Raw genomic sequence first — 16,531 nt, forward strand, 5'->3', positions numbered from 1 at the left:
AAGCTCTCGCTCTGGATGGTGCCCTGCTCGTGCAGTTCCTGGGGCGTTTACTAACCATTTCGCCCTATATGTCTTTAATATCTGTAGGCGTTGGCTAAAAAGAAGATCCCGGCTTACCTAGCCGAGTTATTTCAACAAATTCAAAAACCTTTTACATTAAAAATCCTAAACAGGATTATTCCACCACCACCAATCACTCCACCATAAAAACCAATTTTCATGTACTGTTTTATGTCTTGTATTGTCATGGAAAAGTCACCACCAACAACCCAAAGCAAGGAAGCAAAAAATAACTTCCCCAATAAAGAAACAATAACCATTCCAATTATTGTCAATATCAAAAACATAAAACACCACACTATTTTTGGGCTAATTTGCATTATTTTTCCTTATTTTATCTACAACGGCCTCTGCTCCTTTCCCACTCCCTTCGGCAATAACTGATGCACCAATGTCACCTTGCGAGCTAGGTATTTTACTCGGGGTTATTTCTTTTGAAATTCCAAAATCACCTTTTATTTCAGTAAACTGCCTTAACTCAGGGTTAAATTTCGGATCCCAGCCACCTTTCCACCAGTTTGCTCCGGCATTTGCTCCCCAGGAAATGCCCTTACCTATACCGTAACCCAAACCTGAACCGACACCATTTGTAACAGCCCCAGACAGCGGATCTTTGTCATCTATCCAGTTACCAAATGCACCACCTGCCGCATTCCAGCCAACAGTACCCACCAGACCATTCCCCATACTGAACACATTCACCCAGCCCGCAATAGCTACGTTTGCCGGGTCTATAGTGCCATCCGCCAGGTAGCCAATTCCTGCATTTGCCCCCGCGCCCAGTCCCCACATCGCCTGAGCACTGCCAGGAAGCAGAGCCACTGTACCTGTTGCCAGCGCCAGCCCTACCGCATCACGCTCATTCATTGCTTTCTGACAGGCGGCTCCACCAGGGTTATCCGAACAACTCGCCATATCTATCCCATGCTGACGTATCCATGCTGCCTGCGCATCCTCACTCCCGCCCATCAGGTTATTCTTGGCAACAAACAGCTATTAAAACCCTTTTAATCCTAAACACCGGGCTATAACACATCCAACACCGATAAATGAGCCAATCACACACCCCATGAATAAAACACGGCTTACACTATTCCATGTAATGTTCAGCTTTCCTGTAACTATCCACTCAAAAATAGAGAAAAGGATATCTATACAAAGAAAAGAAAGGATAATTGATAAAAATGCGATCAAAAAAATAACCGATAAATCAGTTAAACTTGTCTGCCGATTACTCATTTTTTTCTCCCTGAATATGGGATTCAATTCTTTTACTCTCATATTCCGATGCGAAAGAAGCGGCTACATCACCAGCAATGCCGGGAATTTGGCTTGGTGTAATTTCCTTAGAAATCCCAAAATCACCTTTTACTTCAGTATACTTCTGAAGTGTCGGGTTAAATTTCGGATCCCAGCCACCTTTCCACCAGTTTGCTCCGGAATTAACACCCCATGAAAGTCCTTTACCAATGCCATAACCGATACCAGAACCGGCACCATTAATAATCGCCCCAGACAGCGGATCTTTGTCATCTATCCAGTTACCAAATGCACCACCTGCCGCATTCCAGCCTACAGTTCCCACCAGGCCATTCCCCATACTGAACACATTCACCCAGCCCGCAATAGCTACGTTTGCCGGGTCTATAGTGCCATCCGCCAGGTAGCCAATTCCTGCATTTGCCCCCGCGCCCAGTCCCCACATCGCCTGAGCACTGCCAGGAAGCAGAGCCACTGTACCTGTTGCCAGCGCCAGCCCTACCGCATCACGTTCATTCATTGCTTTCTGACAGGCGGCTCCACCAGGGTTATCCGAACAACTCGCCATATCTATCCCATGCTGCCTGCGCATCCTCACTCCCGCCCATCAGGTTATTCTCCGCAATAAGCCCAGCGGAGGTTTGCTGAATTTATTGTATTTCTACTTAAAATCCTTTCAGTTTAAATAGCCTCGCAGCCCACATAACTATCCCTACAAAGCCACCAACATAGGCGCTAATTTTGCATATGAGTAGAAAATTATATGTGGTAAAAGATATTGGGATTTGTTTGTAAAAAAGAAAGAAAAACTCCCCAAAAACATATAAAGCTAGCCCAGTAATGAAAATAGACAACATGCTAATCAGAACAAAGAAAACAAGAAGCGCTATTGACCTCATTTCTTTTCCCCTTGTTTCATTTTTTGCTCTGTATACTTCCCTCCTAATTCTGAAGTTATACTTCCCCCAATATCACCAATCGAACTGGGGAAATTACTTGGCGTCATTTCCTTCGAAATACCAAAATCACCTTTTACTTCAGTATACTTCTGAAGTGTCGGGTTAAATTTCGGATTCCAGCCACCTTTCCACCAGTTTGCTCCGGCATTTGCTCCCCAGGAAATGCCTTTGCCTATACCGTAACCAATGCCTGCACCAATACCATTTGTTATTGCTCCAGTTATAGGATCTTTATCGTCTATCCAGTTTCCTAATGCACCACCCGCAGCATTCCAGCCAATGGTACCCGCCAAGCCGTTACCCATACTGATAACGTTTACCCAGCCAGCAATAGCCGCATTTGCCGGATCTATCGTGCCATCCGCCAGATAACTGACGCCTGCATTCGCACCGGCTCCAAGACCCCACATAGCCTGAGCGCCACCCGGTAACAGAGCAACACTACCTGTAGCAAGCGCCAACCCTACCGCATCACGCTCATTTATCGCTTTCTGACAGGCGGCCCCGCCAGGGTTATCAGAACAACTCGCCATATCTATCCCATGCTGACGTATCCATGCTGCCTGCGCATCCTCGCTCCCGCCCATCAGGTTATTCTCCGCCGCATTCTTCCCCGCCTGCGCACCCGCTGCTGCGGATGATGAGCTGTCTCCCGCCAGAGCGCCTGCCATTCCCGCGGAGAGACTTGCCAGCATGCTGATGGTCTGCTTTTCCGCTTCGCTCAGCTCACTGACCCGCTTACCCGGATACATCGCCTCCATTATCGCTTTCGCAGCCAGCTCGCCCGAGACAGCCCCTGCCGCTCCCGCCGCCGCGCTGTTTCCCTGCATCGCCGCTGCCGCGCCACACAGTATCGCATGCGCTATCAGCGCCGCTTCATCGCTTAATCCCAAATCATGACCAATAATATTCGCCAGGTACGGGGCCGATGTCCCCGCCAGCGCCGCGCCGGCATCTCCGCCCGCCAGCCCCTGAAGCGCTGCCGTCGCTGCCTGAATTCCACGCTGGAAATCACTCCCCGTACCATATTCCGCCTGTGCATCACGCCAGGTCTGCGTCTCTTTCAGCTCTTCCACCGTTTTATCCGGGTAAACCTTCCGCGCTTCCTCCAGCGCATTCAGCTCCCCCTGCGTCCGCGCGATATCCGCCGCCTGGCTGCCGATATCCCCGATGAGGCTCACTTCCTGCAGCCGCTTCTGCTCTTTCTCTTTGTCAAAAATCGGGCTGATGCTGTCGTTCGCATGCTCTGTGTCACGGCTCAGACCCGCCACATCCTGCTGCTGATTCGCCGCGTCGCGAACCGTTATTGTCCCGTCCGCTACCGCCGCCTGCGTCGTCCCGTCCGCATGACCGCTGTTGCCCCCGACCGTGACCATCCCGACCGGCATGTTGCCTTTGAACCCGCCGCCCGTGTCTCCGGTGCCAGCGCTCATGCCGGCTCCCGCATGACTGACCGTAAAGTCCGCTTCGTTATGAATATCCCTGAAACCCAGCGTTCCGGTGTCCAGGCTGTTTTTATCCGCCGTCGCCGTTGAGGCAATTACCGCGCCGTCCAGCTGCGTGTGCCCGCCCACTGTTACGTCAAATCCGCCGTCGCCGGCAAACAGACCCGTCTGCTCCTGCACCGAGGCGTAGTCGCTCTTCATCTGGTCCTGGCTGGCGCTGATATAACCTGAGCCGGACATGCTGCCGTAGGTAAAGCTGCCCCCGGCCGCTGCGCTGCTCTGCTTCGACCGGTAGTCATTGCTGTCCTGGGCACTGCTCATCCACAGGTCGCCACCGATATCCGCCACCACGCGGTCACCGCTGACCTGCGCCCCGTTCAGGATGGCGTCACGCCCGCTGACCAGCGAAACCGTACCGCCGCTGTCCAGCGTGGTCTCCGTCCACGCCGTGCCGTTGCCCTTTTCACTGCCTTTTGCGCCGTTGACGTTGGCGAAGACGCTGATGCCGTAACTGTCAGCGTTGACGCCGATACCGACGCCCACCCCGCCCCCGCTGCTGCTGTTTGTGCCTGTCGTCTGTTGGGTGTTTGCCGCACCGCTCAGCACAATATCGTTCGCCGCCACCAGCGTGGTGTCACCACCCGCCTTTATCTGGCTGCCACCGATCAGGATATCGCCGCTGTTGCCGCTCTGGCCGCTGCCCGTCGCAGCGATAATCAGATTATTACCGGCACTCAGGGTACTGCCCGTCACGGTATCCGTCTGAACATGTTGTTCAGATTTGGCGCTCTGCGACGTCAGCGAGACGCTGATACCCAGCCCGCTGTCCGCTTTGTCGCTGGCCCGGGCAACCGCTGCCGCCTGTACCGCCTGTGCGCCAGAAAGCACCGTTTTGGTGGCCTGCAGTGTCGCCAGACGATCATCGCTCTCCCCCTTCGCATCCTGCGAAGTCTGCACTGCGCTGTTTACTGCGCTGCCTGCTGCCCCCGACAGCGCCACCGTCAGGCCGCTGCTCTTCTGCTCAAACGTCTCATCGCGGGTACGTTTGTCATGGCCTGGCTCAATCACCACGCTGTCGCCGAGCATAGCAATATCTTTCTGCGCGATGATATCCGCACCGCCAATATGCACCTGCTGACCGGCGGAAATGCTGACGTTGCCGCCGGTTGACCCGACAGTGCTGAAGCTCTCGCTCTGGGTGGTGCCCTGCTCGCGCAAATCATGCGTGGTTTTACTGCTGCCGATGGAAAAACCGATCCCGCCCGTTCCCATCACGCCGCTTTTTTTCGTTTCTTTAAACCGCCAAGAGGTATCGGTATTGGTTGCGGCAATAATGTCGACGTTGTTTCCGGCACCGAGCGCCACATCACCATCACCGACGACGGCAGAGCCCTGAACCAGAATGTTGTTCCCGGCAGCTACAGTCACATTGTCACCGCTCAGCAACGCGCCTTTTTCACGCGTGGCGCTGTCCTCCTCAATCGTGTGGGTGGTCTTTTTATTGAGGAATCCTTTTTTGGTTTTGGTGGTTTCTTCGTAGTGGTAGTCACTTTCCGTCGCCGTGATGAGATTCACATCCCGGCCCGCCGCTACGCCGATATCTCCCTGAGCAATCACATCGGTTGCCTGCGCATTCACATCGCGCCCGGCGATAATGACCGTGTCGCCACCGCTGGCAACTTCCGTACCCTGCTGGCGCACGGACTCATTGATGATGGTTTTTTTCTTCGCGTGGTAACTGTCGCCTTCAGCCGTGGCCTCGGCCAGCAAATTGACATCACGTCCGGCCTGCAGACCCACATCATTTTCCGCCGCCAGGCCCGCCGCGTGGGCGTTAATATCCTGACCCGCGATCAGGACCAGGTTATCGCCCGCAGAAATAGTGGTGCGATCCAGCCCGGAACGGTGTGATTCGCTGCCCCCGTCGCGGCTGTTCTCACGCGTGCTGGCCGCATTCAGGTTGAGATCGTTACCCGCAGTCAGCACCGCACTACCGCCAGCGTTCACGTCGCTTGCCGTCAGGTTGAGATTATTCCCGGCATTGATGCCAAGGTCCCCTCCCGCGCTGATGCTGCTTCCCTGCCAGCCCTGTGATGAACGGCTGGTCTCGTCAGTCCAGCGTCCGGCATGGCTCTGCGCATCGTTAATGTGATTCGCATTCACCGCAATATCTCCCGCAGCATTCATCTGCAGTGAATCGCCCGCCGAAAGCGTTGCGCCCGTGACGGTGATATTTGTGCCTGCCGATAGCGACAGCCCATCCTGTGCGGTAATCGACGCCGTCGTGCCCAGCAGCGTGTCTTTAAAACTCACATTGCCGTATTTATCCCACGCATTGATGTCAATCTGCTCCACCTGCGTCAGGTTATTGATGCTGCCGTCGAGACTTGTCAACTGAACCGTTTTTCCGCTAATAGCGGCGCTGATGTTATTGATATCACCAATAGCGCTCAGGTCGAGGTTGCCCCCGGCCTGCATCAGGCCATTGTTGAGATTGTTAATGCTGTTCTGGCTGTCGAGGGTCAGTGTGTTATTCGCCAGCAACGTACTACCGGCGTTAGTGATAGTACCGCCTGCCAACTGGACGTTATTCCCGGAGATGACACTCCCGTTATTGACGGTGATATCCTTCGGCGACAGATAGAGCTTCGGTATCATCACCGTTTCACCGTTGACGGTCGCCGCTTCCCACCACAGCATGCTCTGCTCAAGAGAGGCAATTTGCTCCGCCGTCAGGGCCACGCCAAATTTCAGCCCCAGCGACTGCTGTGCGCCGGCGGCACTGTCCATCAGATAACGCATTTGATCCAGATCGGAACCTATACCGTTGATATAACGGCTTCCTGTCTGATTCAGCATCGCATTACTGACGTAGCGGGTGTCGAACGCTGCATCACCAAGAAAACGGTAATCGAATTCCGGGTTCAGGTTGAGACGGTCCAGCATATACGCCGATCCCAGAAACTGGTTTTGATCGGTATAGGCGCTGTTGGTTTCACGTGGGGCATCGCCAGGCATAATCCCCAGCAGTGCGTTCAACTCGGCAAACAGAGCCGGGTCCAACTGACCCAAACCATCGAGCTTGGGGTTAATGTTGATCAGGTACGGGCTTTGCGGATCGTCAGAGACAACAAAGTAGCCGTGTTGACCAGAAGGCAATGGATACGCGCTGGTATCCACCATTTTCCCCTGATTAATCTGGCTGTTCTTATCGGTAGAGACCGTGTCCAGCGTGGTATCCGCGACATTCCCGGCATCCAGCGTACCGCCGTTAATCTGCTGCAGGGCATCTTGCAGTTGATCGTTCCACTGCGGCGAATTAACGCTAACCGCTTCACTATCTGCCAGTGTCTGCTTTTGCACCCCAGCGTCGATGGTCTGGTTACTGAGTGCGTTCAGGGTAGGGGTAACGAGGGTGTTTATCGCCCCACCCGCACTGGGAGTGGTAGTGGTATTACTGATATCTTGCGAAAAATTAGCCAGAACAGTTCCACCAGACTGAATAACCGCGCGGTATGCCGTTCCTCCAGAGGTTTCCTCCCTGTCATTACCCTGAGCGATATAGTGAATCGGGCCGCTATTATATCTATCCGCGTCTACCGAAGCGGCAGGAGTCTCCCAGCGGTTGCCCTGCTGATCAGCAACATACGTCCGATAACGGGTGATCGTCCCGTCAGTCCAGGACTGATTTTGCAGGGTTGAACCGGAAAGGGACATATCCCCGCCCGCAAGCAACGTGCTGGCATTATTTTCCAGATGATCTGCCTGGATTACCATCCCGCGCGCGGCACTGATGCGCCCGGCACCGCCGTTTGCGGAGACTGAAAGAGTAGAACGTGAAATAGCGATCTCTTTCGCAGGGCTGTTTTTCATCGCCCGGGGTGTTGCGATATCGCGACAGCTGGGGGCAGCTCCGTGCCCTGGGCTACCGCCTCCGCTGCAGGATTCGCTAACAACATAGCCATAGTCGATTCCCAGAGTAAGCTCTGACAGAGGAATGTCGGCATATCCCTCATTCAGCCATGCATACTGTTGTGTCAGATCTTCAGTGTTACCCTTGCTTACCACCAGCCCATCTCGCTGATTCAGCAGATACCCAGTTTTAATCGTGATATCGCCGCTCTGCGTCTCGATGGTGCCGGAGGTGTTGATGACCTCGCGGTTGGCATTTCCCGCCGCATCCTTCTGCATCCACAGGCTGTTGCCCGCAAGAATATCGCCGCGCTGATTGGTAATAGAGTCGGCATACAGCGCCATGTTATTTGCCGCATACAGCAGCGCCGTGTTGATGATCGCCCCCGGCGTATTGAGCGTGAGCGTTCCGCGCGTGCCGGTAAAACCGTCTACGGTAATATTGCCGTGACTGGTGACCATGATGTCACCCCCACCCTGTACCGTTCCGGCGGCATTAAGCGCCACGTTGCTGCCGCTGAGGCTGCTCGTACCGCTGCCGGTGGTGATTTGCCCATTGTTGCTCAACTGCCAGCCAGCCGTCAGGTTTACCGTCTGTCCCTGCATAACGTTGCGGTTGTCGATGGCACCCTCGCTGTTAATCGTGAGGATGTTGCCCGCAGCAAGCGTGCTGTTGGCGGTGAACGCATTCACCAGTTTCAGCGTCAGATTACCCAGCGCAACCACCTGCCCGAGCGCTTCCAGAGACTGGCTAGTGAGAGTCAAATCGCCACCGCTGAACAGTTTGCCAGCCGCATTCTGGTTCACGCGTTCGGCATTAACCGTCAGTTGAGACGTTCCTAACACCGTACCGTTATTGGTCAACTGCTGGTAATTGAGTGTTAGTTGTCCCGCCTGCGTCGTCCCCTGGTTAGTGAACTGACTCCCCGTCAGCGTTGCGCTGTCGGCAAGCCAGTTTCCGTCGTTGGTGGCCGTTGCCGCATTCAGAATGAGATTTGTCGCCTGTAACCAGCCTGCGCCGGAATACTGCGGCGTGGCGAGTCTCAACTCGGCGCCGGAAAGCAGCTTCCCCTCGTTCAGCGCGCGGGTTGTGGCGTTAATACGTGTGTTGCCGCCGCTCTGAATGAAGCCGTAGTTAAACATTACGGGCGTGGCGATCGCCAGTCCCTGACGGCTTACAATTTCCCCCCCTGCCAGGTTCGTCAGTTCACCGTTCAGCGCCAGCGTGGCGTCATTATCCCCCTGCAGTCGTCCGCTATTGGTTAACACACCGGACGTTATGCTTAGCGTCGTCCCCTGAATGCTGCCTGCGTTAGCCACCGATGCCGCATTGAGATCCAATGCGCCGCCGGTGAGCATGCTACCCGACACCTGTTGGTTGACCTCACCATTCATGGCTAACGTCAGGCCATTGACCCCGCTGATCGCCCCGGCGTTATCCAGCGTGGTGCCGTTTAACGTCAAATGACTCGCCGCCCATTGCCCGTTATTCGTCAGGGATAGCGCCTGGAGCGTGGCATTACCGAGTGCGGTGACTTTGCTGCCCTCTGCAGACGTGAAATTTTTGACGAGCATAAGCTGTAACGCATCCGCACTTTGGATTGCTCCGCTGTTAGTCAGCGACTGCGCATTGAGCAGAATCGATTGCCCCTGCCACGTTCCTGCGTTGGTCACATCGCCGGACGTCACTTTCAGCATTCCCTGGGTCAGTAGCGACCCACCCGCCGCATTCATCAGCTCCTGCTGCGGGGCTGCCACCGTCAGGTTTTGTAGGCCAATCAATACGCCCTGGTTATGAATACGATCCTGGCTTAGCGTCAGGGTATTTCCCTGTACCACCCCACTGTTTGTAAATTGCTGACCATTGAGCGTAATGTCACTTTCACTGAGGATGTTTCCGTCGTTCTTCAACTGCTGTGCAGCTAACGACAGAGCTCCCTGACTCATCAATTCGCCCGGCAGGGTAAATCGGTTACTGATGTCAGCCGTCAGTGCGCCAAGGCTGACCAACGCCCCCTCGTGCCGCCAGTCATCAGACGTCACCGCGACCTGTTGTCCCTGCAACGTGCCCTGCGTGATCAGAGTATCCACATCAACGGTCAGCGCGCCGCCGCTCAGCGTCAGTGACGTTGTGTCCGTGCTGAGCGTATCGCTGCGTAAAGTCAGTCCGTTAGCCCCCTGCCACAAGCCATTGTTACGTAGCGTCGTTGCCGCAAGCGTGAGCGAATCCCCCACGATACGCCCGGCGCTGATCAGGTTGTTTGCGGTGAGCGAGAGCCCACCGCCGCTTTGAATTTGCCCGACGTTGGTCAGTTGCCCGGTCAGTGTCCCTTTCAGGCCACGTAAGCCGTTAAGCACACCGCTGTTATTGAGCGCATCGGCTGTCAATGTAAGGGTATCACCCTGCATCACCCCGGCGTGTTCTACCGTACCCGCGTTCACCGTCAGCGCATTACCGGTTAACCATTGCCCCGTCGTCTCCGTCGTCAGAGTACCCGCAGAAATCAAGGCGCTGTCATTACCCTGAACCAGGCCACCGTTATGAATAGTGTTTCCGTCGAGAGTGAGAGTATTCGCCACCAGCATGCCGTTATTTTCCAGCGCTTGCGCCGTGAGTTGTGCGCTCTGATGTGCGAGCAGACGCCCGGAATTATTTATCGCGTCGCGCAGTTGCAGCTCAAGCGTGTCAGCCTGAATGTCGCCTGCGTTAATCAACTGAAGACCACCAAGGCGCAGATCGCCATCGGTAGCAATAATCCCGTCGTTAGTCAGGTAAGGAATATCCAGCGCCAGAGCGGCAAGGCTGTAGATAGTACCGCCGCTCAGGTTTTGCAGATTATCGGTCTGCAGATTCAACGCTGCGTTACCCTGCAGCAGACCGCTGTTGGCGATATGCAGGCTGTCGAGTTTGAGGCTATCTGCCACCAGCGTACCGTTTTGAGTGGTAGTTTGCGCCACGTTCAGGTTCATTTGCGTGGCGCTCGATTTACCGTTATGGGTGAGTGTGTTTGCCGTCACGGTCAGGTTATTTTTCGCCGCATGGGTGCCATTCAGACTTACCGTCCCGGCTTGCAGGGCAATATTCTTCCCGCTTTGCATCTGAGCATCCGTGGCTGTAGAGATATGCTGGCCTTTAATCGTCAGCGTATCTGCCGCATTGAGCTGGCCACTAAGATTAACATCACGCGTGGCGGCAATATCCAGCGATGTCCCCTGCATCACACCGCTGTTGGTTACGCTGCCGCCCTGAATACGGGCGGCGTCACCCGCGCTCCACTGGCCGCCGTTACTCAGCGAATCGCCGTTAACATTAAGCTGTTTTCCGGCAGTGACCGTTCCCTGCGTGGCAACATGATTGCGCCCGGTCAGCGAAACATTTCCGGCGGCATCCATTTGCGCCGCACGCTGCTGGGCTATATCGCCGGCTGTCAGCACAATATCCTGACCCGCAGTAAGCGCGCCGCCCTTCTGCTCCAGCTTTCCTTGCGCAGTCAGCAGCAGGGTTTTATCACTGACCAGTGCGCTTTCATTCAGGGCGATGTCACTCTGGCTGGCGACGGATACATTCCCCCCTGCTTTATGATCGCCAGAAAGCGCAATATCTTGCCCTTTCATGGAGATAGCCCCACTGGCCAGGCTGGACTTAACGGTTAGTTTTCCATTCGCATCAAGCGTGATATCACCCTGACGGGCATTCAGATTCCCGAGGTTGACCCCCAATCCTTTCTCACTGGAAACCAGACGAATTCGATTGGCGTACATGCCGCCAAGCGCCCCGGTATCCACCGCCACCTTTGGCGCTTCTCCTTCGCCTTGTAGTTGGCTCACCTGTCCCTTCGCCGTTACGCGGTTGGTTCCAGCGATCACACTGAGATCTTTTGCATGCAGCGCCGCGTTGATTTCCGTGGCGCGGGCAATAATCGACACCGCATCGCCCTGACTACCATCCAGCCCTTTGCCTTCAATGGTAATGCTGCCTTTACTTACATCCAGCGACTGCAGATTCCCGTTAGCATCCAGCACCGGTTTACCGGTAGTCAGGGTGACGTTAGGCGTGTTGATAAATCCGCACCCGTTACAGGTAATGCCATAAGGGTTGGCGATCATGACGTTGGCAGCTTTCCCCGCCACTTCGGTATAGCCCTGGAGTTGTGAACGGCTACTCCCGGTAACTTCGTTGATGATCCCTGTCGCTTCTTTTCCTGAACGCAGGTTCGGGTTGTTCTGGATAATGCCGCCAAGCTGGGTCTGATTTAATTGCCCGGTGGCGTTGTTAAGAATCAGCCCCTCTTTTCCCACGTTGTAGTCGTTATATTTGTTGTGTGAAATTCCGGACGCGTTCGGCGTAGCGATGTTCACTACCGGAACACCGTTGGCGGCTTTATCCATTTGCGTATTGCCGGCAGGGGTGATGGTGGCAGCTATGGCCGGAAACAGCGGCTGCGTGGCTAACAGAGCGCTCAATACCCCACTAAGTACACGCTGAGAGAAACGAATCTGATCCTTTTTCATCATCCTGCTTCCTTAAAATGCCACGGCCATACGGTAATACAAATTGAGATGATCCGGTGCCAGCCAGTCCGGATAATTCACTGGCATTCCTACGGTAAACTGACTGGAGAACCAGCGCCCTGAACTGGTTAATCCCAGCGCGGCCCCCCACAACGTGCCGGAGGCATAACGATCAAAGCCATCCTGTTTCAGCCAGCCGCCGTCAAATGCCGCCATCGCGCCAATCTGTCCGAATACCGGCAGCGTAAACAGCGAATAATTCACTTCGTTACGCCAGTAGCCGCCGTTATCTCCTGAAATGTATTGTTCTTTATAGCCACGTACTGATGTTTCACCGCCCAGCGTCAGGCGTTCGCTGCCGTAAAGCCGGTCCGGTGACCACTGAAAATAGACGCTGCTCAGCCACCACAGATTCTCTGTCAGCGGTCGCTGAAAGCTGCCGCTGACGCTCCACTTGCGAAATTCTGCCTTCGGAACATCACCCTGTTTATTCTTGTCATTCTCTGCGCCAAACCACGGCACCCCCTGGGTAAAAGTGGGGTTGAACGTGGCAACACCGGAGGCGATTTTTTGCGTATGGTTGATACCCAGTGAAATACTGGAAAGTTTGCGGCTGCTGGTCTCCAGCAATACCTCGTTCAATTTATTGCGGTTTATTCGATGGGTCAGGCCCAGCGCAGCCACGGTTTTGATATCGCCATTGCGAAACAGCCCCCAGGAGCCGGTCAGACGATGGGTTTCACTGTCGCCAGTCGAACGCCAGGCATAGCCATTGTTATCAATAGTGCTGAGGTAGTTACTCCAGCTGTAGCTGTAATCCAGCAATCCGTAGCCGTAAGGAACACTCACGCCAGCAGCAACGTTCTGCGCATCTTTACTGCTGGAAAAATCGCTGCTACGCCCGCCGCTGATAAACCATTTATCCGCCAGCCCAAGCATATTATTGAAAAATAATGCCCCGCCCAGTTGTCCGGTACCGGTACTCTTTTGTCCGCTGTTATCAAAACTGACGGAGCCGTTAACGGGGAATTCAGGGGCAGCCGTCAGGTTAACTATCGAGAAACCTTGCTGGCTGCCGGGTAAAATTTCTATTTCCACTGGCGTCTGACGAACCCGGTTCAACTGCTCCATGCCCTGTTCAAGATCGCGCAAATTAAGGATTTTTCCTTCCAGTCCCGGGAAGGTCATTTTCAGCGTGCGTGACGGGACACCTTCGAGACGAATCTCCTGCAATTTTCCCTCAAGTACCGCAATGTGCAGCACACCGGAGGAGAGATCCTGCTCGTTTAAAAAAGCACGGCTGGTGATAAAACCGCGGCTGATGTACCAGTCAGAAATCGCGTTCGTCAGCGCCGTCAGACGAGCGATGTCCAGACACTGATTCACCCACGGCGCGGTTAATTTTCTGGCGGCTTTGGGTGATAACTGGTTTGCCCCCTCAATATCGATACGAGAGGTCGTAAAACAGGCACCAGAGGGCGTGGCAGGAAGCGTTGACCTTTCTGATTCAGGGAGGATCACGCTACGGCCTAACTCTTCGCGCTGGCGCTGATTCTCATCAAGCAATTGCTGCTGCTGTTGTTGAACGGAACTGCGATCGGCAGGAGATAAAGGCGCGGCGTGCCCCGTGGTGGTCAATAACAGAGCCCACCCTGACAGTAAAAAAGTAATCCCGACGTCCCTGATCTTCACCCGCAGCCCCATTTTCCATAATCCATCATGGCTGTTAAAAAATGAGCAAACTAGGTTAAAAGGCACAAAATGTAAATAAATGACACGGTGATATTCAATTTGTAACCGCTTTCCTATTGCTTTTTAGGAAAATTGCCCGGTCCACAATTAAATACGTTCTCCTGTTACGTTCAATGACCCGCCTATTGGCCCAATCCCATCGTTAGTCGCCCATTTGCCCACATTCATCTTCTGGACAACACTCTACGATGACACCACTAACCCAACACGTAGAGCGCACACCATGAACATCACGCAAATCCGTAATGCCACACAGCACATCACCTTTGGTGGAATGACTTTTCTGGTCGATCCTATGCTGGCCGCGAAAGGCGCATATCCGGGTTTTGCCGGAACCGCACGTGCCGAAATTCGCAACCCAACCGTCGACCTGCCCATCGACATCGATACCCTGCTAAATGTCGATGCGCTGATCGTGACCCATCTGCATGAAGATCACTGGGACGAGGTTGCCGCTCGAGTCGTGCCGAAAGACAAACCAATCTATGTGCAAAATGACCATGATGCACACGTACTGCGGGAGCAGGGTTTCACACAACTCACCGTGCTGACGCACAATACCGTGGTCGGCGCTATCACTCTGCGTAAAACCGGCGGCCAGCACGGCTCAGATCGCGCCTATGCCATTCCACAAATGGCAGAGCGCCTGGGTGATGCCTGTGGCGTTATCTTTATGCATCCGGCGGAAAAAACATTGTATCTGGTCGGGGACACCGTCTGGCGCGACGAGGTGGAAGCCAACATGCATACCTTCCAGCCAGGCGTGGTGGTTCTGAACGCGGGTTTTGCCCACGTCATCGGGTTTGGCCCAATTATCATGGGCGCGGAAGATGTGCTGAAAACCCACTTCACTTTACCCGAAGCGCAAATTGTGGCGACCCATATGGAGGCGATTAACCACTGTCTGCTGACCCGCGCGGCTCTGAAAGAATACGCCCGCGACAACCAGATTGCGCAATGTGTCCACGTACCGGAAGATGGGGAAACCCTGACATTTTAATCTCTACAAAGGAATCGTATGCAACCGCTTACCGTCGCTATTGTCGCCGTGGAAGATTTCAGCCCGTTTCACTTCTCGGTGCCGTGCATCATTTTCAGTGACAAAATGGCGGCGAAAAAGCGCTTTGAGGTACAGATGTGCGCCGAAACTCCGGGCATCATCTCCTCGCAGGATGGTTTCTCCGTTACCGCAACCCATGGCTATGACGCGGTGGAGGCTGCGGATATCGTGGTGATCCCCTGGTGGGGCACCACCGCGCATCGCCCACCACAAAGCCTGCTTGATGCGCTCAACCGTACACGACAAAACGGCGCACAGATTGTTGGGCTGTGCCTGGGGGCGTTTGTCCTCGGCTATGCGGGGTTACTGGATGGTAAACGGGCAGCTACACACTGGGAGTTCGAGCAGGATTTTCAGGCGCGCTTTCCTGCGGCCCAGCTGGATATCAACGCACTGTACGTGGATGACGACGGCATTATTACCTCAGCAGGCACCGCCGCCGCGCTGGATTGCTGTTTGTACGTGATCCGCCAGCGTTTTGGCAGCACGGTGGCGAATCAGATTGCCCGACGGATGATTGTGCCACCGCATCGTGAGGGCGGTCAGGCCCAGTTTATCGAACAACCGGTCGCGAAAAATACCCGGGATCAACGCATCAACGCCCTGCTCGACTATTTGCGCCAACATCTCCACGAGCCGCATAATCTCGACGTTCTGGCGCAGCGGGTAATGATGAGTCGTCGCACGCTGACCCGTCATTTTATGAAGGCCACCGGGTCAAGCGTGGCGGAATGGCTGATTACCGAGCGTCTGCGCCGCAGCCAGATTTTGCTGGAATCCAGTCAGCTACCCGTTGAACGCATTGCCGAACAGGTAGGTTTTCTCTCCCCTGTCACCTGGCGGCAGCATTTTAAATCCCGCTTCGGCGTCAGTCCGGCTGAATGGCGTAAAACCTTTCGCGGCGATTAACCTCTTTTTTGCGCCAGCCAGATGGTGTGCCCGGTACAGTGCGGATCTTCCATCACCCTCTCTATCACCGTAAAGCCGTGTGCCGACAGCAATGCATGGTACTCATCAGGCGCGAGGCTGGCGTGAAACAGCGGTTCGCCCTCAAATTGTCCCATGACGATGCCGTTGCCCGTGCCGCTGGTAAACATCAGCGCGCTGCCGGGATGGCTGAGGCGGTCAAAAATGGGGAACATCTTTTGCTGGTCCAACTGGGTTAAATGGAAAAAGCTGTCCCAGGCGATCAGACCGTCAAAGGTTTCATCAAGCGTTAGCTCGCGCATATCCTGCTCCAGCCAGCGCTGCCCGGGAAAGGCGAGCCGGGCACGCGCCAGCATCGCCGCCGAGCCGTCAATCCCCGTTAGCTGCAAACCTTGCTGGATAAAATAACCGGCAATCGGCTGACCGTTTCCGCAGCCAATGTCCACAATATGGCCCTGCCCGCCCATCACCGCGATGAACTTATCCAGCCAGTTTTTTTCAAACAGCGCGCGCGAACGCTGGCGGGCAAAAGCCTCCGCATGACGCCGGTAGATAGAAAGAATGTTGTTTGCCGCAGCATCGCTCACGATGTCCTCACTTTTCTGCTGTTCTATCATTATGTTAAGCATAAAGGCTGTTGACCT

9 protein-coding genes are annotated in these 16,531 nt (G+C 54.6%); 2 read left to right on the forward strand and 7 right to left on the reverse strand.

Translation table 11 applies throughout. From position 1 onward, the window contains the following. Positions 1–140 precede the first annotated feature (140 nt). The 6 genes from NNO03_RS15595 to NNO03_RS15620 form a co-directional block, all read right to left on the reverse strand. Positions 141–380, reverse strand: a complete 240-nt coding sequence (locus NNO03_RS15595; RefSeq protein ID WP_271449931.1) for a hypothetical protein — start codon at positions 378–380, stop codon at positions 141–143. Then, positions 370–1,029 (reverse strand): hypothetical protein, encoded by a 660-nt coding sequence (locus NNO03_RS15600; protein WP_271449932.1) that lies wholly within the window; start codon positions 1,027–1,029, stop codon positions 370–372. The genes NNO03_RS15595 and NNO03_RS15600 overlap by 11 nt, the downstream gene beginning before the upstream one ends. Positions 1,030–1,056: 27 nt before the next feature. Further along, positions 1,057–1,299 (reverse strand): hypothetical protein, encoded by a 243-nt coding sequence (locus tag NNO03_RS15605; RefSeq protein ID WP_271449933.1) that lies wholly within the window; start codon positions 1,297–1,299, stop codon positions 1,057–1,059. Beyond that, positions 1,292–1,912 (reverse strand): hypothetical protein, encoded by a 621-nt coding sequence (locus NNO03_RS15610; protein ID WP_271449934.1) that lies wholly within the window; start codon positions 1,910–1,912, stop codon positions 1,292–1,294. Before NNO03_RS15610 ends, NNO03_RS15605 begins: the two co-directional genes overlap by 8 nt. Before the next feature lie 303 nt (positions 1,913–2,215). Then, positions 2,216–12,148, reverse strand: a complete 9,933-nt coding sequence (locus NNO03_RS15615) for a hemagglutinin repeat-containing protein (protein ID WP_271449956.1) — start codon at positions 12,146–12,148, stop codon at positions 2,216–2,218. 12 nt (positions 12,149–12,160) lie between these two features. After that, a complete protein-coding gene (locus NNO03_RS15620; protein ID WP_271449957.1) occupies positions 12,161–13,819 on the reverse strand; it encodes a ShlB/FhaC/HecB family hemolysin secretion/activation protein in 1,659 nt (552 codons plus the stop codon). Positions 13,820–14,123: 304 nt separating this feature from the next. On the opposite strand from NNO03_RS15620, the gene NNO03_RS15625 reads away from it, so the two are divergent. Both NNO03_RS15625 and NNO03_RS15630 read left to right on the forward strand, forming a co-directional pair. Then, positions 14,124–14,900, forward strand: a complete 777-nt coding sequence (locus tag NNO03_RS15625) for an MBL fold metallo-hydrolase (RefSeq protein WP_271449935.1) — start codon at positions 14,124–14,126, stop codon at positions 14,898–14,900. Positions 14,901–14,918: 18 nt separating this feature from the next. Continuing rightward, positions 14,919–15,869 (forward strand): GlxA family transcriptional regulator, encoded by a 951-nt coding sequence (locus NNO03_RS15630; RefSeq protein WP_271449936.1) that lies wholly within the window; start codon positions 14,919–14,921, stop codon positions 15,867–15,869. On the opposite strand, the gene NNO03_RS15635 is transcribed toward NNO03_RS15630, so the two are convergent. Further along, positions 15,866–16,516: a class I SAM-dependent methyltransferase gene (locus tag NNO03_RS15635; protein ID WP_271449937.1), complete on the reverse strand. Its 651-nt coding sequence runs from the start codon at positions 16,514–16,516 to the stop codon at positions 15,866–15,868. The two genes, NNO03_RS15630 and NNO03_RS15635, sit on opposite strands and share 4 nt — an antisense overlap. Positions 16,517–16,531: the final 15 nt, after the last annotated feature.

The organism is Citrobacter sp. Igbk 16 (assembly GCF_028069755.1).
GTDB lineage: Bacteria > Pseudomonadota > Gammaproteobacteria > Enterobacterales > Enterobacteriaceae > Citrobacter.

Bases quoted from the DNA above. Each gene is read 5' to 3' on its own strand.
- NNO03_RS15595 (WP_271449931.1), bottom strand. From the start codon at position 380: ATGCAAATTAGCCCAAAAATAGTGTGGTGTTTTATGTTTTTGATATTG.
- NNO03_RS15600 (WP_271449932.1), bottom strand. From the start codon at position 1,029: ATGGGCGGGAGTGAGGATGCGCAGGCAGCATGGATACGTCAGCATGGG.
- NNO03_RS15605 (WP_271449933.1), bottom strand. From the start codon at position 1,299: ATGAGTAATCGGCAGACAAGTTTAACTGATTTATCGGTTATTTTTTTG.
- NNO03_RS15610 (WP_271449934.1), bottom strand. From the start codon at position 1,912: ATGCGCAGGCAGCATGGGATAGATATGGCGAGTTGTTCGGATAACCCT.
- NNO03_RS15615 (WP_271449956.1), bottom strand. From the start codon at position 12,148: ATGAAAAAGGATCAGATTCGTTTCTCTCAGCGTGTACTTAGTGGGGTA.
- NNO03_RS15625 (WP_271449935.1), top strand. From the start codon at position 14,124: ATGAACATCACGCAAATCCGTAATGCCACACAGCACATCACCTTTGGT.
- NNO03_RS15630 (WP_271449936.1), top strand. From the start codon at position 14,919: ATGCAACCGCTTACCGTCGCTATTGTCGCCGTGGAAGATTTCAGCCCG.
- NNO03_RS15635 (WP_271449937.1), bottom strand. From the start codon at position 16,516: ATGCTTAACATAATGATAGAACAGCAGAAAAGTGAGGACATCGTGAGC.